This is a genomic window from Mesorhizobium sp. J8 (assembly GCF_016591715.1).
Taxonomy (GTDB): Bacteria; Pseudomonadota; Alphaproteobacteria; order Rhizobiales; family Rhizobiaceae; genus Mesorhizobium.
Genome location: NZ_AP024109.1, coordinates 2,649,812 through 2,670,176 on the forward strand (window position 1 = coordinate 2,649,812; position 20,365 = coordinate 2,670,176).

General features: G+C 65.0%; 21 protein-coding genes and 1 pseudogene. 12 read left to right on the plus strand and 10 right to left on the minus strand.

Translation table 11 applies throughout. The annotated features are described in order from the left end of the window. The first annotated feature begins 40 nt into the window (after window positions 1-40). Complete coding sequence (locus MJ8_RS12390) at window positions 41-373, plus strand: hypothetical protein (protein WP_201414628.1); 333 nt, start codon at window positions 41-43, stop codon at window positions 371-373. 81 nt (window positions 374-454) lie between these two features. Here the strand turns inward: MJ8_RS12390 and MJ8_RS12395 are convergent, their stop codons facing one another. Together MJ8_RS12395 and MJ8_RS12400 are read right to left on the minus strand one after the other, a co-directional pair. Further along, a complete protein-coding gene (locus MJ8_RS12395; protein ID WP_201414629.1) occupies window positions 455-1,204 on the minus strand; it encodes a sulfotransferase family protein in 750 nt (249 codons plus the stop codon). Window positions 1,205-1,405: 201 nt separating this feature from the next. Next, on the minus strand, window positions 1,406-2,299 hold the full coding sequence (locus tag MJ8_RS12400; protein WP_201414630.1) for a LysR family transcriptional regulator: 894 nt from the start codon (window positions 2,297-2,299) through the stop codon (window positions 1,406-1,408). 194 nt (window positions 2,300-2,493) lie between these two features. On the opposite strand from MJ8_RS12400, the pseudogene MJ8_RS12405 reads away from it, so the two are divergent. The 3 genes and pseudogenes from MJ8_RS12405 to MJ8_RS12415 all read left to right on the plus strand — a co-directional run. Continuing rightward, window positions 2,494-2,781: pseudogene (locus MJ8_RS12405) on the plus strand (cyclophilin-like fold protein); the annotation flags it as partial. A 20-nt stretch (window positions 2,782-2,801) separates the two neighbouring features. Beyond that, window positions 2,802-3,197 (plus strand): cupin domain-containing protein, encoded by a 396-nt coding sequence (locus MJ8_RS12410; protein ID WP_201414632.1) that lies wholly within the window; start codon window positions 2,802-2,804, stop codon window positions 3,195-3,197. Between the two features lie 26 nt (window positions 3,198-3,223). Then, the gene (locus tag MJ8_RS12415) at window positions 3,224-4,240 is read left to right on the plus strand and encodes a zinc-dependent alcohol dehydrogenase family protein (protein WP_201414633.1); all 1,017 of its coding nucleotides are present in this window, start codon (window positions 3,224-3,226) and stop codon (window positions 4,238-4,240) included. A 125-nt stretch (window positions 4,241-4,365) separates the two neighbouring features. Here the strand turns inward: MJ8_RS12415 and MJ8_RS12420 are convergent, their stop codons facing one another. After that, complete coding sequence (locus MJ8_RS12420) at window positions 4,366-4,920, minus strand: hypothetical protein (protein ID WP_201414634.1); 555 nt, start codon at window positions 4,918-4,920, stop codon at window positions 4,366-4,368. A 79-nt stretch (window positions 4,921-4,999) separates the two neighbouring features. Between MJ8_RS12420 and MJ8_RS12425 the strand changes: the two genes are divergently transcribed. Both MJ8_RS12425 and MJ8_RS12430 read left to right on the plus strand, forming a co-directional pair. Then, window positions 5,000-5,530 carry a cupin gene (locus MJ8_RS12425; RefSeq protein ID WP_201414635.1) on the plus strand — a complete coding sequence of 177 codons (531 nt, stop codon included), beginning with the start codon at window positions 5,000-5,002 and terminating at the stop codon, window positions 5,528-5,530. 1 nt (window position 5,531) lies between these two features. Beyond that, the gene (locus MJ8_RS12430) at window positions 5,532-5,822 is read left to right on the plus strand and encodes a hypothetical protein (protein ID WP_201414636.1); all 291 of its coding nucleotides are present in this window, start codon (window positions 5,532-5,534) and stop codon (window positions 5,820-5,822) included. Here the strand turns inward: MJ8_RS12430 and MJ8_RS12435 are convergent. Further along, on the minus strand, window positions 5,813-6,172 hold the full coding sequence (locus tag MJ8_RS12435) for a hypothetical protein (protein ID WP_201414637.1): 360 nt from the start codon (window positions 6,170-6,172) through the stop codon (window positions 5,813-5,815). The genes MJ8_RS12430 and MJ8_RS12435 overlap by 10 nt on opposite strands. A gap of 199 nt (window positions 6,173-6,371) precedes the next feature. Between MJ8_RS12435 and MJ8_RS12440 the strand changes: the two genes are divergently transcribed. Further along, window positions 6,372-6,686 (plus strand): EthD family reductase, encoded by a 315-nt coding sequence (locus MJ8_RS12440; RefSeq protein ID WP_201414638.1) that lies wholly within the window; start codon window positions 6,372-6,374, stop codon window positions 6,684-6,686. A 14-nt stretch (window positions 6,687-6,700) separates the two neighbouring features. Here the strand turns inward: MJ8_RS12440 and MJ8_RS12445 are convergent, their stop codons facing one another. From MJ8_RS12445 to MJ8_RS12455, 3 genes are all read right to left on the minus strand, one after another. Further along, window positions 6,701-7,270, minus strand: a complete 570-nt coding sequence (locus MJ8_RS12445; protein WP_201414639.1) for a DNA-3-methyladenine glycosylase — start codon at window positions 7,268-7,270, stop codon at window positions 6,701-6,703. A 45-nt stretch (window positions 7,271-7,315) separates the two neighbouring features. Then, window positions 7,316-8,464, minus strand: a complete 1,149-nt coding sequence (locus tag MJ8_RS12450; RefSeq protein WP_201414640.1) for an amidohydrolase — start codon at window positions 8,462-8,464, stop codon at window positions 7,316-7,318. Between the two features lie 151 nt (window positions 8,465-8,615). Then, window positions 8,616-10,166, minus strand: a complete 1,551-nt coding sequence (locus MJ8_RS12455; RefSeq protein WP_201414641.1) for a winged helix-turn-helix domain-containing tetratricopeptide repeat protein — start codon at window positions 10,164-10,166, stop codon at window positions 8,616-8,618. Window positions 10,167-10,352: 186 nt separating this feature from the next. Here MJ8_RS12455 and MJ8_RS12460 point away from each other — a divergent pair, with 186 nt between their 5' ends. From MJ8_RS12460 to MJ8_RS12480, 5 genes are all read left to right on the plus strand, one after another. Continuing rightward, entirely contained in the window at window positions 10,353-11,108 is a 756-nt protein-coding gene (locus MJ8_RS12460) for an alpha/beta fold hydrolase (protein WP_225248232.1), read from the plus strand. A 205-nt stretch (window positions 11,109-11,313) separates the two neighbouring features. After that, window positions 11,314-13,224 carry a putative bifunctional diguanylate cyclase/phosphodiesterase gene (locus MJ8_RS12465; RefSeq protein ID WP_225248233.1) on the plus strand — a complete coding sequence of 637 codons (1,911 nt, stop codon included), beginning with the start codon at window positions 11,314-11,316 and terminating at the stop codon, window positions 13,222-13,224. Window positions 13,225-13,380: 156 nt separating this feature from the next. Further along, entirely contained in the window at window positions 13,381-15,534 is a 2,154-nt protein-coding gene (locus MJ8_RS12470; protein WP_412177100.1) for an ABC transporter ATP-binding protein/permease, read from the plus strand. Window positions 15,535-15,645: 111 nt separating this feature from the next. After that, window positions 15,646-16,620, plus strand: a complete 975-nt coding sequence (locus MJ8_RS12475; protein WP_201414644.1) for a nucleoside hydrolase — start codon at window positions 15,646-15,648, stop codon at window positions 16,618-16,620. Between the two features lie 287 nt (window positions 16,621-16,907). Next, entirely contained in the window at window positions 16,908-17,669 is a 762-nt protein-coding gene (locus MJ8_RS12480) for a Stf0 family sulfotransferase (RefSeq protein ID WP_201414645.1), read from the plus strand. 51 nt (window positions 17,670-17,720) lie between these two features. On the opposite strand, the gene MJ8_RS12485 is transcribed toward MJ8_RS12480, so the two are convergent. The 3 genes from MJ8_RS12485 to MJ8_RS12495 all read right to left on the minus strand — a co-directional run bounded on the left by MJ8_RS12485 (window position 17,721) and on the right by MJ8_RS12495 (window position 19,737). Continuing rightward, complete coding sequence (locus tag MJ8_RS12485) at window positions 17,721-18,257, minus strand: hypothetical protein (protein ID WP_201414646.1); 537 nt, start codon at window positions 18,255-18,257, stop codon at window positions 17,721-17,723. Then, window positions 18,187-19,086, minus strand: coding sequence for an SPFH domain-containing protein (locus MJ8_RS12490; protein ID WP_201414647.1), 900 nt, complete (start codon window positions 19,084-19,086; stop codon window positions 18,187-18,189). Before MJ8_RS12490 ends, MJ8_RS12485 begins: the two co-directional genes overlap by 71 nt. A 105-nt stretch (window positions 19,087-19,191) precedes the next feature. Then, on the minus strand, window positions 19,192-19,737 hold the full coding sequence (locus tag MJ8_RS12495; RefSeq protein WP_201414648.1) for a hypothetical protein: 546 nt from the start codon (window positions 19,735-19,737) through the stop codon (window positions 19,192-19,194). Window positions 19,738-20,365 lie beyond the last annotated feature (628 nt).

The window sequence follows — 20,365 nt, forward strand, 5'->3', positions numbered from 1 at the left end:
CGCTCGACTGAGCAGTGCCTCCGCCTCGTCGAGGAATGCCATGCGAAGGGTCATCGCCACGGTAATCTGCATCGCCGCCGCGACAGGCGCTGGAGCCCATGACTGGTACGAAAACAAGGTCGATCCGGTAACGAACTTCAAGTGCTGCGGCGGCAGGGATTGCCGCCCCATACCGGAGTCCTCGGTGCAATCCAGGGCCGACGGCGGCTACCTCTATCTGCCCGATAGTTTCAACATCCCGCGAGAGCGCGTGCAGGAATCGCCGGACGGCCGGTACCATATCTGCGAGAACAACTACGTCATAACCAACCAGCCCTATCTGCGCTGCTTCTTCGCGCCGCGGCCCAAGGTCTCAAGGTTGGTCCCTCGCTAGAGCGGTCTGCCGTTTCACGGAAACGGCGGACCGCTCGTTGCAACTTCCGTCCCCGCGCAAACAGTCGCTTCTCGACTACGCTTAGCTCTGTAGATCGATACCCTCCGGCAGACGTTCGCCCTGCGCGTATCCGAAATAGTCCATGATCTCCCGCGCTTCGCCTGCGTCGAAGCGGCAGGCCACGTTCGCCGGCAGCCCGGATCGCCAGCCGCCCCTATAGTCGGTGATCGGCTGGTTCACCTGGGCGTGCCGGCGAGCCGAATGCGGCGTGCGCACCGCCTTTTCCCGCCCCCACACGACAGGCTGGTGGTGATAATTCAAAATGCCCGGGTCGAAGGTCACGCCGATGAAGCGGCATAGTCGTTCGATGGAAAGCGCGGGCGATTCGATGAAGTCCTCGTAACGCCACAGGATACTTTCGCCATTTTCGATACGCGCCATCGAAGCCTTGCTGTCGGCCATCCATCTTTGGAAAGCCTTGTCGAAATCGCCTTCGTAACGCTGCCCGAGCGAGGTCACGATGTCCCTGCCGTCGCGCGTGACGACGATAAAGCGCGCGCCCGGAATCGTCTCGGCAATCTGCCTCGTATAGTGGATATGGTTCGGGGTCTTTTCGACCCAGACGCTGCGGCGCGAAATGGCCGCCTGCAACAAAACCACGCTGAGCTTGGTCCATCGCGCCCCTTTGTTTGAGACAAACGCGCTTGTCTCGCGGCGGATGGAAAAAATCTCCGGATGCGAAGCCAGTATCCGGGCGAGCAAAGTTGACCCTGTATGCCCGCATCCACAAATGAATATTGAAACCTTGGGCTTCGGAAGAAGCCGTACCACACCCCTATTCACAATCTTGATCTCCCCCGAGGATTTTAATCAATCCTCTTCTTCCGGGGATTGCAATAGGGAATGCTTAGATACCGTCGATGACGAACAGATAATTGCCATGGCCGCTATGGCCTGCAGGGGCAGGGCCTCTCGGTGGCATTCAGATCGGCTGGGCGAATCCTGCGGCAGGCGGCCCGCGGCAGGCCCGCATCAATTTCTATGCCGCAGCGCCTCGACGATCACCGCCATCGCCGGCGAGAGCTGCCGCCGGCTCGGATAGTAGAGGTGGTAGCCCGGAAAGGGCAGGCTCCAGTCGTCGAGCACGATTCTGAGCCTGCCCGCGGCGACGTGTTGGCTGACGAGGTCTTCCGGGACATAGGCGATGCCGTGGCCGCTCAGCGCCGCCTCGACCATGGGAATGGTGGTGTTGAAGGTCAGCTGACCGTCTACCCGGACCCTGAGCTCGCGGCCCTTCTTCTCGAACTCCCAGGCATAGAGCCCGCCGAAGGTGGTCTGCCGCAGGCTGATGCAATCGTGTCCGACGAGATCCTGCGGAATTTTCGGAACCGGACGGCGCGAAAAATAGTCCGGCGAGGCGACGGCCACCAGCCGCCAGTCGGGGCCGATGCGCACCGCGATCATGTCCTTGTCGACGCTCTCGCCAAGACGCACGCCGGCGTCGAAGCGCTCCTCGACGATGTTGCGCATGCCGTTGTCGCTGTAGAGCTCGACGCGCAGATCCGGATAATCGCGCAGCATCGGCTCGAGCTTCGGCCAGACGATCGTGCGCAGCGCATGGTCGGACAGCGTGATGCGCACCGTGCCCGCGGGGCTGTCGCGGAAGGCCACAAGGCTCGAAAGGTCGGACTCTATGCCTTCGAAGCGCGGGACGAGCGACTGGTAGAGCCGCTCTCCCGCTTCCGTTGGTGCCACGCTTCGCGTCGTGCGGGTGAGCAGCCGCACGCCGAGGCGCGCCTCCAGTTGCTTGATCGTATGGCTGAGCGTCGACTGCGATGTGCCAAGCTCGGCCGCCGCCCTGGTGAAGCTGCGCTCCCTGGCGACCGTCAGGAACCACAGCAAGTCCTTCAGATCCTCACGCTGCATGGGATACCATCCTGGCTCGGCCGCTCGATCAAGCTGCGGCGGTTCGTAGCCTCCGCTCGCGAATTCATATCAAGAATGGATAAGTCCATGCAGATTGCAACGGCTAATCCAGATAGTGCCGGTGATTTATATAGCCGCCAGCGAAACGACTGGAGGGCTCGACCGACGGGCCGCGGCACATGGACACGACCTATCCTTCGGGGCGGGATTTCTTTTCCATGCTGCCGCTCCATCTCGCCATCAGCGGCTACGCACACAATGAAAAGGTCGCTTACCTGCCGCGCAGGCTGACCGAGGAGGGCAGCGGTCCGTTCGGCAATAGCGGCGCTACGACCCTTTGCTATTTCATGCCCTGGGGCAATCTGGCGATGTTCTACGCCGATTATCGCCATCCCGGGTTGATCAGGCTCGGCCGCTTCGACGACGGTGAACAGGCGCTGCACATGCGCGGCGAGTTCCCGCTTCACATAGAACGCATCTGAGGACGCAAAAGGAGATCATCATGGACATTCTTCGCGCAGGCTCGAGGCCTTCCGGCAAAGGTCCGGCCAGTTGGTTCACCGGGACGGTGCGGATCGATCCGCTCTTCAACCCCTTCGACCCCGGTCGCGTGCAGGGCGCGCAGGTCACCTTCGAGCCGGGCGCCCGCACCGCCTGGCACACGCATCCGCTGGGGCAGACGCTGATCGTCGTCTCCGGGCTCGGCCGCGTGCAGCGCGAAGGCGGTCCGGTCGAGGAGATCCGGCCCGGTGACGTCGTCTGGTTCGCGCCTGGCGAAAAACACTGGCACGGCGCGTCTCCGGAAACCGCCATGACCCACCTTGCCCTCCAGGAGGTCAAGGACGGCAAGGTCGTGGACTGGCTGGAACATGTCAGCGACGCCGATTACGGCGCCTGACACGATCGACGAAAGGAGAGCAAGAAATGCTCGCAACCGTTCTTAACAAGCCCGGCGACATCCGCTGCGAGGAAGTCGCCGACCCGAGAATCTTGCGGCCGACGGACGCCATCATCAAGCTCTCGGCAAGCTGCATCTGCGGCTCGGACCTTTGGCCCTATCGCGGGCTGCAGCCGGTCGACGGGCCGATGCATATGGGCCATGAATATTGCGGCATCGTCGTCGAGGTGGGCGCAGAGGTGCGCACGGTTCGTCCCGGACAGTTCGTCGTCGGCTCCTTCTGCCTTTCCGACAACACCTGTCCGCATTGCCGCTTCGGCTTCCAGTCCTCCTGCGAGCAGCGCGAGTTCATGAGTGGCGCCCAGGCGCCCTACGCCCGCGTGCCGCTGGCCGACGGAACGCTGGTGGCGACGTCCGAGGTTCCGCCGGCCGAGCTTATCCCTGACCTGCTGGCCGTGTCGGACGTGCTCGGCACCGGCTGGTATGCGGCCGACGCAGCCGAGGTCCGCGAGGGATCGACGGTGGTCGTCGTCGGCGACGGCGCGGTCGGCCTGATGGGCGTGCTCGCGGCCAGGGAGATGGGCGCCGAACGCATCATCGCCATGAGCCGGCACGACAGCCGCCAGAAGCTCGCCCGCGAGCTCGGCGCCACCGACATCGTGGCCGAACGCGGCGAGGAAGGCATTGCGCGCATCAAGGAACTGACCAGGGGCGTCGGCGCGGATTCGGTGCTGGAATGCGTCGGCACGGGAGAATCCTTCGACCAGGCGCTGGCCTGCTCGCGGCCCGGCGGCACCATCGGCTATGTCGGTGTGCCGCATGGCGTGAGCTTAGACGGCCAAAGGTTGTTCTTCGGCCAGAAGCGCATGCTGGGCGGCCCGGCGCCGGTGCGCCGCTTCCTGCCCGACCTGATGGACCGCGTCATCAAGGGCAGGATCAAGCCCGGCAAGGTCTTTGATCTCAAGCTGCCGCTGGCCGAGGTCGCCGAAGGCTATCGCGCCATGGATGAGCGCCGCGCCATCAAGGTGATGCTCGAAGTCTAGAGCAATTCCAGGAAAAGTGTGAGCGGTTTTCCTTCCTGAACTGCGTAAAAACAAAGAGATAGAGCGGTTCGCCGTTTCCGCGAAACGGTGAAACGCTCTAGGCGCCGGCCCGGCTCCGAACCGTCTCAGGGCTCGGGGACCACCGCCCATAGTGTCTTCGCAAACCCGCGCTTGTCGAGTTGCCACGACTTGCCGGCAACCGCCGCCTTGCCGTTTTGACATTTGTAGGAATAGACGGCGTCGTGGCCTGTCGCGAAGGCCGGCACGGTGTCGTCGTTCGGGTTGGTCTTGCAGAATTCGTCCGCACCCGGATTGGCGCGCGCGGTATTCATCCTGGCGCAAGGGAGGTTGGCACCGACAAAGCAGACCAGCACCTTGCCGTTCATGCAGCGATAGTTGGCCTGGGTCTGCAATTCCGATTCCGCCGGCGTGGCCTTTGCGTCTGGAAACAGCTTCTTGAACGCCTTGGCCGTGCCGCCGTAAAGCTCATGCGAATAGGGGCGGACCGTGTCGTCGTTCTTCACTTGGCGGCAGAGTTTGTAGAGGTTCTGCGCGAGCGCCGCGTTAGTGGTCGCGGCCGGCGTCGCAGCGGATGCGGGCGCCGCGATCGCGCTGACGCCAGCGGCAACGAAAAGGGCCGACACAAGAAAGCCGATTGCCGAAAAGCGAAATGCAGTCATCGTGATCTCCTTGGACGGACCGGAGCAAAACGCGCAACAAGCCGTTAGACCAGACGGTGACATTGCAGGAGCGGCAAAGATGGCGCAATCCGTCGACAAAAAGGAACCCCTTACCTTCCGCTTCGCCGATGACGGGCTGGTGCCCAACCATCCGCGCTGGCCGATGCTCGTCTATCCCGGCGCGGTGCCACTGCCGGACGACGTCGATCCGGCTGCCGTCTTCGAGGATATTTTCGGTGCCAATGGCTGGGGCGGCAGCTGGCGCAACGGCATCTATGGCTTCGTCCACTATCACTCGCGCATCCATGAGGTGCTGGGCATCGCGCGCGGCTACGCCGAGGTCCGCTTCGGCGGCGACAAGGGCAAGGTGCTGGAGGTCAAGGCGGGTGACGTGGCGGTGCTGCCGGCAGGCACAGGCCACCAACGCCTGTCCGGCTCGGCCGACCTTCTGGTGGTCGGAGCCTATCCGCCTTTCGGCACATACGACCTATGTCGCAGTCCGGAGCAGCATGCCGAGGCGCTGCGCACCATCCCGACGGTGGGCCGGCCCGACAAGGATCCGCTCTATGGCAGGGACGGGCCGCTGCTGAAAGCATGGAGCGAAGGCTGAAATGGCAAGGACCGTTGCCATCGAGCATCTGACGCTCGACGGCGTCTTCCGGGCGCCGGCGCGTGCCGATGAAGACATGCGCTACGGTTTCGGACATGGCGGCTGGGGAATTCCAGGCAGCGCCCCGCAGCTCCCGCCTTTTCGGGCCCGGACAGGCGCCTCGGCGCTGAAACTGTCCAGCCAGGTTACGACCGCCACGGGCGTGGCGATCCTCATTTTATGCATCCGACGGCAAGGCCGCGGCGGAGCGGCCGGAGTAGAACTGGGACGCGCCATCCCTGTCTACGGATAATGTGTCTTCTTCGGCGCGTAGGTTGACGGGTCGAAATCCAGTTCCTTCGGCAGCGGCTGGCTCGAGCACTGGAGATGTATCTGGCGGGCGAGCAGCCGTCGCTGCTGTTGCTCGTGCTCCTTGGCGGCTGCGACGAGTCCCATGCTGTAGGGGCCAACCAGCACGCCGTAGCCCCAGCCGGGGTGTTCCTTCTCGCGGGCGGCGTAGTCCGAAGCCGCTGTGCGGGCCTGCTGGCATTCCGGCGACGCCCATTTCGGATCCTGCTGCGAAAGCGAGGCGCCATAGTCGACCGGAGAGGACACGCATCCAGCCACTGCCGCGCTCAGCGCGACGATCACCGCAATTCTCATCGTTTGAGTCCTCGCTAATTTAGAGCGGAGACTACACGGAACGCACCTTCGCACAAGCGAGAAGGTCTCGAAAGCGGATGGAAGAACCGACAGCCGCATCGCCGCGCTTCGAGCCGATTTTCGGATTCTTTTCTGCGCTCCGTTCCGTTTCCACCCGCCCATTCGTCCTTGGTTCGTCCACCAAAAGGAGAGAGCCGCAATGGCTGGAATGGTCGTTATCTATAAGCAGCCGGCTGACGCGAAGGCGTTCGACAAGCATTATTTCGAAACTCACATACCGCTGGCCAAGAAGATCCCGGGTCTGAGGAAATATGAGGTCAGCCAAGGGCCCGTCACCGTGGCCGCCGGACCATCCGATGTCTACTTGATCGGGGTGCTGCATTTCGACGATCTCGGCGCGATGAAAATAGGAATGGCGAGTCCGGAGGGAAAAGCGGCGGGCGCCGATCGCCGGCTTTACGCACCCGATGAGTCGGGTGTTCAGATTTTCCTTTTCGACAGCATGGAAGTCTGAGCCCCCGCCGCAGCTCAAAATTTCCGGCTGAGATAGGCCGACCCGCCGAGACCGAAGCGCCACTCGGCTTGCACGCCTTTTGTTAGGCCGATCCTGCGTCCGCTGAGGATAGCGGCCGGATCGGTCTGCGAGCGCGCGAATTCGAAGGGCGGCGCGGCGAGCGAGAGCCCGTTATGCGAGCCGTCGATACCGAGCGCCTGGCAGAGCTTGCCGGGGCCGGAGCAGAGCAGGCGGTCATTTTCGGTGCCCCGCCGCTCGCGCATCGCGGCGATGCCGGATTGCGGCTGGATGGCCCGGATCAGCACGGCGCTGCCCGGCAGGCACACCGCGTTCAGGCACCAATGCAGGCCGTAGGAACGGTACACATAGGCCGTGCCGGGCGCGCCGTACATCGGCGCGTTGCGCGGCGTGCGGCCGCGAAAGCTGTGCGAGGCGGGGTCGTCGGGCCGGTATGCCTCGGTCTCGACGATGACGCCGCCGATGCCGGCAAGTGCAAGCGCCCCGCCGATCATCTCGCGCGCGACGAGCGTGGCATCGCGCGCAAAAAAATCGCGCAGCGGACCGGATCCTGCGCTAGGCCGCATGGCGGTGGATGCTGATCGGAAGGGCCATCTTCAGCGTGGAATCATTCAGCCGAGCAGGTTGCGCGCCGTGCGCATGAATATTCTGGAGCCGATCGGGATGAGGTCGTCCGGGAAGTCGTAGTCTGGATTGTGAAGCGACGGATGCCGCTCCCCGGCACCGAGGAAGAACATCGCCGACTTCGCATTGTGGCCGAAGATGCCGAAATCCTCGGAGGCGCGCATCGGCAGCGCCTCTTCGCTGCGCGCAACGCCTTCCTCATCGAGCGCGCGGTTGAGGTGCTCGACCGCATCCGGCGCGTTGACGCTGGCGACGAAGATTTCGTGATAGTCGAAGCGCACCGAGAGCCTGTGCTTGGCGGCGATCTTCGCGCCAAGCGCTTCCGCGGCGGCGACCTGCTCGGCCATGCGTTCGTCGCGGCGGGTGCGCAGCGTCGCCCACACCTCCGCATAGCCGGGCGCAATGCCGAACACGGCTTCGCCCATCGCGCAATGGGTGACGGTGACCATGCCGAAATCCTCGTCAGTGGAGGTTCCGCGTCCGAGCGCGGGCAGCGCCGGCATCAGCTCGCTCACCGCCGGCATCGGCGAGATGCCGGTCTCCGGCATCGAGGAATGCGCGGTCTTGCCTTCGAGCACGATGCGCATGCCGCGCGAGGCGCAGTTGACGGTGCCGGCCTTCAGCCGCACCTCGCCGAACGGCACGCCCGGCAGATTGTGCAGCGAGAAGGCAAAGTCCGGCTGGATCTCGCCAAAGCGCGGGTCGGCGACGACCCCGGCCGCGCCATTGCCGGTTTCCTCCGCCGGCTGGAACATCAAGACGACGCGCCCGCGCGCCGGCCTCTCGCGCCCAAGCTGCCGGCCGAGCGCCGCCAGGATCGCGGTGTGCCCGTCATGGCCGCACATATGCGACTTGCCCGGCACCTGCGAGGCATGCTCGACACCCGAAAGCTCCTCGATCGGCAGCGCGTCGAGCTCCGAGCGGAACAGCACCGTCGGCCCGGCCTTCCCGCTATCATAGACCGCAGCCACGCCATGGCCGCCGAGCCCGGTCAACACCTTGTCCGGCCCCGTATCGGCGAGGAAGCTCACCACCTCCTTCGCGGTCTTTTCCTCCTCATTCGAGATTTCCGGCTGCCGGTGCAGCTTGCGTCGCCATTCCGTGAGCTCGATGAGGTCGCGATTGGTTAGGGTCATGATCTTCCAACTCCACTAGCCATCGAGCCACACAAACACGACAGGATTCGCCCGTGCCGTGCCATGCGGACCAATTCCGGTAGTCCACTGGGAATTTCCGTTCAACGGCTAAAGAACTTCTCGGTCGGGCCGAGGCTCCATGCCTGATGGGCTATTCCGGCAGTCCCGCCGCCCTCAGGGCGCCGGTTACATCGTCGATGATTTCAGGCGCAATTCCGACCGCTTCCGACCAACCGCCGATGGTGAAATGCGGGTCGAGCGCCATCAGCCGCTTGGCCGAGACCTTTGCCTCATCGATCCGTCCAAGCCGCGCCAGCGGCGCCGCCAGCCAGCCATGCAGGATGCTGAAGCCCGGATTCATCTCGACTGCCCGGCGGCCGGCGGCGACCGCCTGCTCATGTCGGCCGGCCAGGAAATTGGCAAAGCCGATAATGCCTTGCGGCACGCAGCTCATGGCGTCCATCGGGCTGAGCCGCATCGCCTTTTCGCACCAGTCGATGGCGCGCGCTGCGTCGCCGCCATAGGCCACCGGCACGCAGCCGAAGGCATAGACGAAAGCGCAGGAGGCGCTGAGCGAAAGCGCTGCAGCAAAGGCCTCGTCGGCCAGCCCGCGGTCGTGCTCGACCAGGCCGATGGTGAAGCCGGCCAGGGCCAGCGCCATCGCGTCGCCCGAGCCGTGCTCGATCGCCGCGTGGGCATGGCGGGCCGCCTTGTCGCGATGCTCGGCCTTCAGGCCGCCGCGGATGAACAGCGTCTGGTGCGCCCAGGCGGCGAAGCCGTGCGCCAGCGCATAGGTCGGCTCTATGGCGAGGGCCTGGTCGAGCAGTGGCAGTCCCTTGGCCGCGCCCTGAGGCATGAAGGTGTAGACGTCGGGAAGCGCCCGCAACAGAAGATCATAGGCGTCGAGGCTGTCGGGGCGCTTGCGCCTGACACGCTCGATCTCGACGCGACGCAGGTTGGGCTCGATCGCCGCCACCACGGCGACGGTGATCTCGTCCTGCAGCGCGAACACATCGGTAAGATCGCGATCGTAGCGCTCGGCCCAAAGATGGCCGCCATCCTCGGCGTCGATCAACTGGCCGGTGATGCGCACGCGGCTGCCCACCTTGCGCACCGAGCCTTCCAGCACATAGCGCACGCCGAGTTCCCGCCCGACCTGCTTCACATCCACCGCGCGGCCCTTGTAGGTGAAGCTCGAGTTCCGCGCGATGACGAACAGCCAGCGGATGCGTGATAGGCCGGTGATGATGTCCTCGACCATGCCGTCGGCGAAATAATCCTGCTCCGGATCGCCGCTCATGTTCTGGAAGGGCAGCACGGCAATGGAGGGACGACCGGGAATTTCGGGGCAGGGGGCAGCTTGCTCCGCCGTGCCGGCACCCTGCGCGCCGCCGTCCTCGCGCACCGTGCCGACGAAGCGCAGCCCCCTGCGCAGGATGGTGCGGATCAGCCGCTGGTCCTCGCCATTGTCGCTGAGCGCGCCGCGGGCGGCATTGATGCGGCTGGCCAAGGTGGCGTCGGACACGATCCGGCCCTGCCAGACGGCGTCGACCAGATCGTCCTTGCTCACGACCCTGTCGCGGTTGCGGATCAGATATTGCAGAAGATCGAATACTTGCGGCTCGACGGCGATCAGGTCGTTGCCTCGGCGCAATTCGCGCCGGTCGCCGTCCAGGGCAAAGTCCTCGAAATGATACGCCAAAATCGATTGCTCCGGGCCGCGCCGTGAATATGCGGACACTCTAATCGCGTCGGGCATGCAAAATCAAAGCGATCTCAAGGGAAAATCAAGAGGTCCTGAAGGCCGCCTGAAAGCGAGCTCGGCCTCTCCGTCGCATAGTTCTCCTGCAAGCAACGCAAACAAACGCTTTTGAAAAGGAGAACTCAAATGTCTACCGCTGCAATCATCGCTTCCGCCGCCTTGGCCCTCGGCGTCGCCGCCGGAACGGCAAGTGCCCAGCCTGCGAAATCCGTCGTCCTCGTCCATGGCGGCTTCGTCGACGGTTCCGGCTGGGAGGGTGTCTATAAGATCCTCAAGAAGGACGGTTACGACGTCACCATCGTCCAGAACCCGACCACATCGCTCGCCGACGACGTCGCCGTCACCAAGCGCGCCATCGCCGCCGCCAAGGGCGACGTCATCCTGGTCGGCCATTCCTATGGCGGCGTCGTGGTCTCGGAAGCCGGCACCGATCCTAAAGTGAAGAGCGTCGTCTACATCGCGGCCTTCGCCGCCGATGCCGGCGAGTCGGTCTCGAGCCTGATCGCCAACCCGCCTCCCGGCGCCGCGGTGCCGCCGATCCTTCCGCCTGTCGACGGCTTCCTGATGCTGGACAAGGCGAAGTTCGCCGCTTCGTTCGCCGCCGACGTCAGGCCCGAGCTCGCCTCGTTCATGGCCGACTCGCAGGTTCCGTGGGGTGTGGCCGCGCTTGAAGGCAAGGTCACCAAGCCGGCCTGGAAGGTGAAGCCGTCATGGTACCTCGTTGCCACCGACGACCACATGATCCCGCCGCCGGCGCAGCGCCAGATGGCCGGCCGCGCCAAGGCGACGACGGTGGAAGTGCCCGGCAGCCACGCCGTCTACGTCTCCAATCCCAAGGCCGTCGCCGACCTCATCGAAAAGGCGGCAGCCGGGACGAAGTGAACCGCATACGGACCACCAAATACAACCCGGGCGCCTGGCGGCGCCCGGGTTTTCTGTCCACTGTGCGTCGCCAATCGCAAAAATGCGACGTAAACCGCTGAAATCCTTAACACGATTTTCATCCCGCTTGCCTACCCACTAGGGCATGGACAGGCATGACGAGCGGCTGGCGGCGGGTCCCTCTTCCGGGGGACGCGGCGGAGCCGTGGACGCAGGCATCTTGCGCGACCAGCTTGCGGATCTGAGCAAGGGCGTCTTCATCTCGATGCCCATAGGCACGGTGCTCTCGGGCCTGATCCTGGCGGTGCAGCTCTTGTCGGGCGGCGGCCTTGCCGCGGTGCTGTGGTTTATCGCGATCGCCTTGATCAACGGCGCGCGGGTCGTGCTTGCCGTCGCCCAATCAGGCGCGGCCGACGACAGGCCTCAGGCGGTGGGCGCCCGGCTTTCCCTCTATGGCCTGCTGGCGCTTGCCTCGGGCATCGCCTGGTCGTTTCTGGCGCTGCTGAGCGACGGATACACGACCAGCCAGGCGCCGCTCTATCTCATCGTGCTTGCCGGCACTGCGGCCGGTTCGGTCACCTACGGCAACTCCTACGCACCGGCTTCGATCAATTTCGTCACCCTGCCGCTCCTCACCGCCGCCGGTTTCGTCCTGGCCAGGGGCGGCGTCGAAAACTACGTGCTCGCCTTCACGATCCTGCTTTTCCTCGGCGGCATGATCAGGAGCGCGCTGCTCGGACAATACCGCTTCCGCGAAACGAGCCGTCTTAAATACGAGGCGCGCGAATTCGCCGCCGAGATGGAGCGCAACTCCTGGCGCGACCCGCTGACCAACCTGCTCAACCGCTACGGGCTGGAACAGGCCATCGCCAAGCTCGGCCTTTCCGACGGCCCGTTCGTGGCCATGCTGATCGACCTCGATGGCTTCAAATCCGTCAACGACACTTACGGCCACACCATCGGCGACGGCCTTCTGGTCAAGGTGGCGCGCCGGATCGAGGACCACGCCCCGCAAGGCGCTACGATCGCGCGCATCGGCGGCGACGAATTCGTGCTGCTTTTCTCCGCCGTCAGGTCGCAGCAAGCGGCGGGCGCGCTCGCCTCCGCCATCATTGCGGCGATCGCCAATCCGGATCCGGAGCTGAACTCGGTGCGCGTCGGCGCCTCGATCGGCATATACCAGGCGGAAAAGCCGCAATTGACCGAGATGCTGCTCAAAGCGGATTTCGCGCTATACGCGGCCAAGCGCGGCGGCCGGAACGAACACTGCCTCTTCGACGCCGGGCTGGACGCTGCCCTGGAGCGCAAGAACCGCATCGAACGCGATTTGCGTGGGGCCATTGAAACCGGCACTCTTTGTTGCTGGTTCCAGCCGCTGGTGCGGCTCGACACCAACGCGGTCGTCGGCTTCGAGGCGCTGCTGCGCTGGCATCACCATGTCCATGGTGCCATCTCTCCGCCCGAGATCGTCACCGCCGCGCGTGAAACCGGGCTGCTTTCGCTATTGACCGAGACGGTGTTCTTGAATTGCTGCGCCATGATCGGCGAGCTCGTGACACACGGGCGCCGCGATGTCCGTGTCGCGATGAACCTCTCGCCGCGCGAGCTCGAGGCCGGCAACGTCGACGACATGATCCTGACCGGCCTGAAGACGAGGAATGTGCCGGCCGCCATGCTCGAGATCGAAATCACCGAGGAGGCGCCGGTCGACCGCGACCGGGTCGACGAAAAGGTCGGGCGCCTGGCCGATGCGGGCATATCGATCGTGCTCGACGATTTCGGCACCGGCTTCTCGACCCTGGTGTCGCTCAAGGACAGACGCATCCGCAAGATCAAGATCGACAAGGATTTCGTGCGCGACCTGGCGAAATCCGTCGAGGACCAGGCCGTGGTCGAGGCGGTGATCGGCCTCGGCCGGACGCTGGGCATCGAGGTGATGGCCGAGGGCGTCGAGACCGACGCCGACCGCATGATCCTGCGCTCGCTGGGCTGCATGATCGGGCAGGGCTATCTGTTTTCGGCGGCGCTCCCGATGCCCGACGCGCTCGCCTTCGACGTCGCCTCCGAGGCGCTTTTCGAGCCGCTGCGTAGTTCCCGTGGCGGCAACGCCGCTTAGAGGGAGCCTGCTTCGGCACGCGGCACGATTCCGCCAGATCAATCGTGTACGGCAGCGCAGCCCCCGCTCCGTCCCGGCGAAGTCGAGACGGCCCTCGGCGATTGCCCTGCTGGTCCTACAGGTGAAACCTTTTGATTTTTGGGCCGTTGTCGCGCGATGCCCCCGGCCAAGCGCAAACTGAAACCGGCTGACAGAGCCACACCGCGCGCCACAAACAAGCGTCCGGTAAAGCCGCGCCAGGTGAAGCAGCGCGGGGAAGCGAAGCCGCGCGCGGATAGGACGCTGGAAGACAAGGTGCCGGACAAAATTCCGGATGCCAAAGTTCCGGATGCCAAGGCGACGGAGGACAAGGCCCGGCGGCGCAAGCCACAGACCGACGAGAACCCGCCCAAAGAGAAAGCACCCGCCGATGCCGCGCCGGAGGCCATCGGTCATGCCGGGTCGCCGCCGCCCGAGGCCGCCGAGCCCGGTCCCGCGCTTTCGCCCGAGGAGGCCGAGCGCGCCCGCAAGAAATACCTGCTCAGGCGCTTCTGGATCAGCGGGCGGGGCTATTGGGGTTTGCGTGGCGACAAGCTCGCCTGGCCGCTCACGATCGGGCTGCTCACGCTGATCTGCGTCAATGTCGGTTTTCAGTACGGCATCAACCGCTGGAACCGCGCGATCTTCGATGCCATCGAGCAGCGCGACGCCCACACCGTCTATTGGCTCAGCGCCATCTTCCTGCCGCTGGTCGCCGGCAGCATCAGCCTGGTCGTCGCGCAAGTCTACCTGCGCATGACCATGCAGCGCCGCTGGCGCTCCTGGCTGACCACGGCGGTGATCCAACGCTGGCTGGCCAGCGGCCGCTACTACCAGCTCAACCTCGTCAAGGGCGACCACGCCAATCCCGAGGCCCGCCTCACCGAGGATCTGCGCATCGCGACCGAATCGCCGGTCGATTTCGTCGCCGGCGTCCTCAACGCTTTCCTGTCGGCCTCGACCTTCATCGTCGTCTTGTGGACCATCGGCGGCGCGCTGAGTTTTACCCTTGGCGGCTCCACAATCACCGTGCCCGGCTTTCTCGTCGTCACCGCGGTCATCTACGCGGCCATCACCTCGACCTCGATGTTCGTCATCGGCCGCCGCTTCGTCCAGCTTTCCGAGGACAAGAACCAGGCCGAAGCCGAGTTCCGCTACGTGCTGACGCGTGTGCGCGAGAATGGCGAGAGCATCGCGCTGCTGGGCGGCGAGGAAGAGGAGAACGCCGGCATCGACCGCACTTTCGCCGGCGTGCTCGGCCGCTGGGCGCGGCTCACCGGCCAGCACATGCGCACCACGCTGGTCTCGCAAGGCTCCAGCCTGTTCGCGCCGGTGGTGCCGGTGCTTCTATGCGCGCCGAAATTCCTCGACGGCTCGATGAGCCTTGGACAGGTCATGCAGGCAGCCTCCGCCTTCGCGCTGGTGCAGGGCGCGTTCGGCTGGCTGGTCGACAATTATCCCCGGCTCGCCGACTGGAACGCCTCTGCCCACCGCATCGCCTCGCTGATGATGTCGCTCGACGGGCTGGAGCGCGCCGAGAAGAACGACCGGCTGGGCCGTATCCAGCGCGGCGAGACCGAGGACGGCGCCATGCTCAGCCTCAAAAATCTTTCCGTGACGCTCGACGACGGCACCTCGGTGGTGAAGGAAACCGAGGTCGAGATCGAGCCTGGCGAGCGCGTGCTGGTCTCGGGTGAATCCGGCACCGGCAAGTCGACGCTGGTGCGCGCCATCGCGGGGCTGTGGCCCTGGGGCAGCGGCAACGTCGATTTCCACCCGGGCAAGCGCCTCTTCATGCTGCCGCAGCGCCCCTATATCCCGTCGGGCACGCTGCGCCGCGCCACCGCCTATCCGGCCGCCGCCGACAACTGGAAGACGAAAGAGATCGAGGCTGCCCTCGACAAGGTCGGCCTTGCCTATCTGAAGGACCGGCTGGAGGAGGAGGCGCCGTGGGACCAGACGCTGTCGGGCGGCGAGAAGCAGCGCCTGGCCTTCGCCCGCCTTCTGCTGCACGCGCCCGACATCGTCGTGCTCGACGAGGCGACCTCGGCGCTGGACGAGAAGAGCCAGGACAAGATGATGCAGACGGTGATCCAGGAATTGCCAAGGGTCACCATCGTCAGCGTCGCCCACCGCGCAGAGCTGGAGGCGTTTCATACGCGAAAGATCACGCTGGAGCGGCGCGAAGGCGGCGCGCGGCTGGTCAGCGATGTGGAGCTGGTTTCGAGGAAGCGGAAGCGCGGGCTGTTCCAGCGCGCGCTGTGGGGGAGCGGGGTCAATGGCAAAGGGTAGGGGAGCGCCGTCCGCGACCTGGCACAACCTCCGCACCGGCCGACAAGCTTGACGCCGTCCGGCACGGCGTCTGTAATCGCGGCGAACCCCGCCGACAGGAGGACGCCACCCATGGAAAAGATCATCCTCGACTGCGATCCGGGGCACGACGACGCCATCGCCATCCTGCTGGCGGCCGGCAATCCAAACATCGACCTGCTCGGCATCACCACGGTTTCGGGCAACCACAATGTCGAGAACACCACGCGCAACGCGCTCTCGACCTGCACTGCCTACGGCATCAAGGTGCCGGTGGCGAAGGGCTCGCCCGGTCCCTTGGTCAGCGACCAGGTGCTGGCCGTCGAGATCCATGGCGAGACCGGGCTCGACGGCCCCGAGCTGCCGCCGGCCTCCTTCGATCTCGACAGGCGCCATGCGGTCGACTTCATCATCGACACCGTCATGGCGCATGAGCCGAAAACCGTCACGCTGGTGCCGGTCGGCCCCTATACCAACATCGCGCTCGCCGCCCGCAAGGACCCGCGCATCGTCGGGCGGGTGAAGAAGGTGGTAGCCATGGGCGGCAGCTTCACGCGCGGCAACATCACGCCCGCGGCAGAGTTCAACGTCTATGCCGATCCCGAGGCGGCCGACGTGGTGTTCCGCGCCGGCTGGGACGTCACCATGGTGGGGCTCGACCTGACGCACCAGGCCCTGGCCACGCCCGAGTTGCAGGACAGGGTGCGCGCCGTCGGCGGCCCGATCGCCAAGTTCATCCTCGACATCTGGGAGTTCATCGCGACCACCCATGGCGGTCTCTTGCAGATCGCATATCCCGCCGTCCATGACGCCTGCTGCGTCGCGGCCATAATCGACCCGGGCGTCTTCACCACCGAGAAGGCCGATATCCGCGTCGAGACAGCCGGCCGCTGGACCAAGGGCATGACGGTCTGCAATTTCGAGAAGATGGGCGGCATGCGCCATTTCGGCGGCACGTCGAGCGAGCAGGTGAACTTCCGCCACACCGTGGCGATGAAGCTCGACCACCGGAAATTCTGCGACCTCATCGTCGACGCGCTCGAGCGGCTCGCCAGCAAGAAGGCATGAGCCGCCTCGCACTTTCAAAACGGGTATAAAACAGTCGGGCGGGCGCCTGGGCGTAGCCTTCCGTCCAGAATTGCGTAAAAGAAAATATTGGCTCGGCGGTTCGATGAAGCGCCGAACCCCCTTTCGAAAGGCTGCCGGGAGCTGCAGCCGCGGAAGAGCATCGAGACGGATGTCGGTTGGGAGCGGCCGATCCGCTCGGGCGAAAAGGAAGGGGTGGCGGGAATGGAGCGCCGAGCCCGCGCGTTCCTGCGGCATTACCGGCGGCGGGCAAAGGAGGACAGGACATATTGAAGGGGGTTGCGGTTTTAACCGAGGGAAGAAGCGGTTCGAACTGGCTTGGAAGTCTCACCAATGCGACGGGCATCATGGGCCGCTCAGGAGAATGGCTGAAGCAGCTCCATCTCGGTCCGGAGCCGCGCCGATACGATGTGCTCGAGGAGACGGTGATCCGCGAAGCCTCGACCGCCAACGGCCGCTTCGCCATCAAGGTGTTTCCGCGCCATCTGAGCTGGTCGAAGGGCAAGTGCGGCAAGGACTTCCTGCTGGAAGTTCGAAAGAAAAGCGATCTGGGCTTCATCCTGCTCGAACGCCGCGATCGGCTGAGGCAGGCCATTTCCTTCTACCGCGCCAGCGTCTCGCTCTTATGGACGAGCCGCGACAAGGGAGCCGAATCGCCCGTTCCCTACAGCTTCGCCGGCATCAGCCAGGCCTTCTTCCAGATCGAGCAGAGCTATGCGTTCTGGCGGGCCTATGTGGATCTTTCGCAATTGCACCACCGGCATTTCTTCTACGAGGATCTGTTGCCGGAACCGAGGCCCTACCTCGAAGCCGTCGCTGAATTGCTCGATGTTCCGGCGCCGGCAACCGTGCCGGTCTCTCAACTCAGGATCCAGCGCGATGACCTGACCGAGGATTGGGTGGCGCGCTTTCGGCAGGAGGCCGCGATGAAAGGCGCCATCGAGGCGATCGAGGAGGCGCCGGTGCCGCGCACGCTGGAGAATTTCGCCCGCATCGCCATGAAGCGGCCTTTGAACAGAAGACGGTTCTGACCAACCGCGCTCTGGCGACCCGCCGGAGCGCGATTCGATACGTTGCTCGCCTCACAGCAAGAACGTCTGCCGGTCGCGCAAGGTCGTCGCGATGGCGGCGATGCCGGTCTCGATCTCGCTCTTGCTGGCGAGGATCGCTTCGGCCGCGGCGCCCTCGACCAGCGAGCGCAAGAGCTCCGCCTGGCCCACCAGCACCGCATCCTTTTCGGCGAGCGTGGCGAGCGTCGCGGCTTCCCGCCGGTAGCGCTGCGCCATGCGGTCGTTCTCCGGCACCGGCTGGTGACGGATCAGCCCTTCCAGCCCGCCCACCTCGCGGCCGAGCCGCTCCAGCGCCTGGGCGTTGGCGACGACGGCCGGATCGGGGAAGGGATTGGCCCGGGTGGGCGGCGCGATGTTCTCGCGCCGGTAGCGGCTCTCGGCCGCGTCGAGCCCCGCGCGTGCCCGGCCAAGCAGCGAGCACGCCATCTGGCGCACCCGCTGGTCGTCGGCACGCAGCTGGTTCTCCTGCCGGTAGAAATTATAGCCGTAGCCGTAGAACAGGTTGATCCCGACCTGCGCCAGCAGCCCGGCCTCGTAGAAGCGGCTCATCTTGTGGCGCCCACTTCGTCGCCCAGCGGGTAGAAGCCTGTCGGCTGGCCGCCGATCTGGAACGCACGCCGGCAGCCGCATTGGGCGCCGACACCAGGCCTTTGTCCGCCATGCGCAGCGCCAGGTAATAGCGCACCGCCTCGATGGGGGTGAGGCCGATCGCTTGCAGCGAGATCAATTCGCGCATGCGCTCGTCGCGCGGCATGATCAGCACCTTGAGGTCGTTCAGCATGATGCCGTAGACCTTCAGGAAATCGGTGAGATGCGCCTTCACCGCCTCGCGCACGTCGCTAATGCGCTCGTTGACGTTCTCCATCTTGGTGATCTGGATGATCTGGTTGATCGCCTGCTCGATGGCCGGCCCGGCATAGTCGGCGATCTCCTTGGTGTCGATCACCGAGCCCGCGAAGGGCATGTGGGTGATGAGGTCGAGCGCCTCTTCCTTGCTGTCGATGTGGATATAGTAGTCCACCACATAGGACATCTCCGCCATCTCGGCGCTGGTCGCCACGCCCTCGTTGCGCACCAGGAGCTTCGAGCGGTTGATGTAGATGACCTCGTAGACCCAGGGCGACGAGCCGCCGAAGAAGCCCTGCACCACCGAGCCGACCAGCGGCTTGTCCGGCGTCTGCAGCGCATATTGCCCGGTCTCGTAGACATTGAGCACCGCGCCGCGCGATTTCAGGATGCAGAAATGGTTGCTTTCCACGGTGAGCAGCGAGCCCGAGACGATGCTCTCGTCGACGATCTTCATCGCGACCGTCCTGGTGCCCAGCGCATCGGTGCCGTCGCGTTGCAGAGACGTGATGACCTGCCTGGTGATTGCCATTTTCATTCCCTCGCTTGGTTGGAGGCACGCCCCGCGCGGGCCTCAAGGATTTACGTTTAAAAACAGAGAGTTGGAGCGGATAGCCGATTCAAGATGCGAGCCGCGTTAACGCGGCGAGCAGAGGCCCTTGCCCCTGAAGGATTGTTGGAGCCGCGCGGTGCGGTCCGTCCGCTGCCGGTAGCCGCCATCGCCGTCGAGCAGGTATCTGGCCCGCTGCTTGCCCTGCGCCTGCTTCCCCTGCGCCTGCCGGCCTGCCGTCTGCCTGGCCGCCGCCTGCCTGATCGGCTTCAGCGCCTCGGCCGCTTTGCGCTCGATCTCCTTGGCGACACCGGAGTCCTGCAAGGCGCGGCTGACCGCCTGGCCGAGCAGTTCCCGCCCTGTCTCGCCAAGCAGGGCATCGCCAAGCAGGCCTTTCTCGCCCAGAAAACCTTTCTCGCCGAGGAAGCTCGACACCGCCTTGGCGACATCGCCGACCTCGTCGCCTTCGCTGTCGTCGTCGGCATCGCCGGACGGCGCGGTCCGGAGCGCGGCGCGCCGGCCGCCTTTCGGCCGCACATTTTCCCGTCGAGCGCCTTTCGCCTCGCTTCGCCCCTTGGCGAACCATTGCCAGGCGACGAAGCCGAGCGCGAGCAGAAACAGTAGATGCGACATGCCGAACCCCCGCTGGAAAACCGCCAAAACGCACTCGGACTGAGGGAGAGGGCAAAGCAGACCTGTCACGCGCCCTCGGGCTGGCGCCCGGGTTTGCGTGTTGGTGTTGGGCGTGCCGTTTCGACCGGCACGCTCTCGCCGTGATTGCCCGCTTCGAAGATGCCGGAACGCGCCCGCCTCAGCGCGCCTTGCCGCCCGCTTCCGGGCGCCAACGACCACGCCAGAGGCGTGTCAAAGCCCGTTCCGTCGCCGCTCCCCCTCCATCCCTTGCCTCATTTACAAAGACGTCTCGTTCGCCGGACGGGGCTGTCCGGGAAATCTGGATGGCATGCTGCATCGTTGATAAGCGAAGTCTGAAATGGCGGCCATACACATTGTCGCGAGCGGCGGGCGGCCGCCCTTTTCCTCGCACGCGCAGAGAGGGCAGAGGAGATTGTCGGCATGAGCGCCAGTCTCTTCTCCCCGACGGGGAGAAGGTGGCCGCGTAGCGGCCGGATGAGGGGCAGCGCCGGCGTCCGCGATCGCGCGCCAACCACCCCGATGCTAAACAGTCTGTAGAGCGGCCAGCCGTTTCCAGGAAACGAAGAACCGCCTAGAGTTCCGCTGCGTATTGGAACCACCAGGGAGC

Bases quoted from the DNA above. Each gene is read 5' to 3' on its own strand.
- MJ8_RS12390 (WP_201414628.1), top strand. From the start codon at position 41: ATGCGAAGGGTCATCGCCACGGTAATCTGCATCGCCGCCGCGACAGGC.
- MJ8_RS12400 (WP_201414630.1), bottom strand. From the start codon at position 2,299: ATGCAGCGTGAGGATCTGAAGGACTTGCTGTGGTTCCTGACGGTCGCC.
- MJ8_RS12410 (WP_201414632.1), top strand. From the start codon at position 2,802: ATGGACATTCTTCGCGCAGGCTCGAGGCCTTCCGGCAAAGGTCCGGCC.
- MJ8_RS12415 (WP_201414633.1), top strand. From the start codon at position 3,224: ATGCTCGCAACCGTTCTTAACAAGCCCGGCGACATCCGCTGCGAGGAA.
- MJ8_RS12420 (WP_201414634.1), bottom strand. From the start codon at position 4,920: ATGACTGCATTTCGCTTTTCGGCAATCGGCTTTCTTGTGTCGGCCCTT.
- MJ8_RS12425 (WP_201414635.1), top strand. From the start codon at position 5,000: ATGGCGCAATCCGTCGACAAAAAGGAACCCCTTACCTTCCGCTTCGCC.
- MJ8_RS12430 (WP_201414636.1), top strand. From the start codon at position 5,532: ATGGCAAGGACCGTTGCCATCGAGCATCTGACGCTCGACGGCGTCTTC.
- MJ8_RS12435 (WP_201414637.1), bottom strand. From the start codon at position 6,172: ATGAGAATTGCGGTGATCGTCGCGCTGAGCGCGGCAGTGGCTGGATGC.
- MJ8_RS12440 (WP_201414638.1), top strand. From the start codon at position 6,372: ATGGCTGGAATGGTCGTTATCTATAAGCAGCCGGCTGACGCGAAGGCG.
- MJ8_RS12445 (WP_201414639.1), bottom strand. From the start codon at position 7,270: ATGCGGCCTAGCGCAGGATCCGGTCCGCTGCGCGATTTTTTTGCGCGC.
- MJ8_RS12450 (WP_201414640.1), bottom strand. From the start codon at position 8,464: ATGACCCTAACCAATCGCGACCTCATCGAGCTCACGGAATGGCGACGC.
- MJ8_RS12460 (WP_225248232.1), top strand. From the start codon at position 10,353: ATGTCTACCGCTGCAATCATCGCTTCCGCCGCCTTGGCCCTCGGCGTC.
- MJ8_RS12470 (WP_412177100.1), top strand. From the start codon at position 13,381: ATGCCCCCGGCCAAGCGCAAACTGAAACCGGCTGACAGAGCCACACCG.
- MJ8_RS12475 (WP_201414644.1), top strand. From the start codon at position 15,646: ATGGAAAAGATCATCCTCGACTGCGATCCGGGGCACGACGACGCCATC.
- MJ8_RS12485 (WP_201414646.1), bottom strand. From the start codon at position 18,257: ATGAGCCGCTTCTACGAGGCCGGGCTGCTGGCGCAGGTCGGGATCAAC.
- MJ8_RS12490 (WP_201414647.1), bottom strand. From the start codon at position 19,086: ATGGCAATCACCAGGCAGGTCATCACGTCTCTGCAACGCGACGGCACC.
- MJ8_RS12495 (WP_201414648.1), bottom strand. From the start codon at position 19,737: ATGTCGCATCTACTGTTTCTGCTCGCGCTCGGCTTCGTCGCCTGGCAA.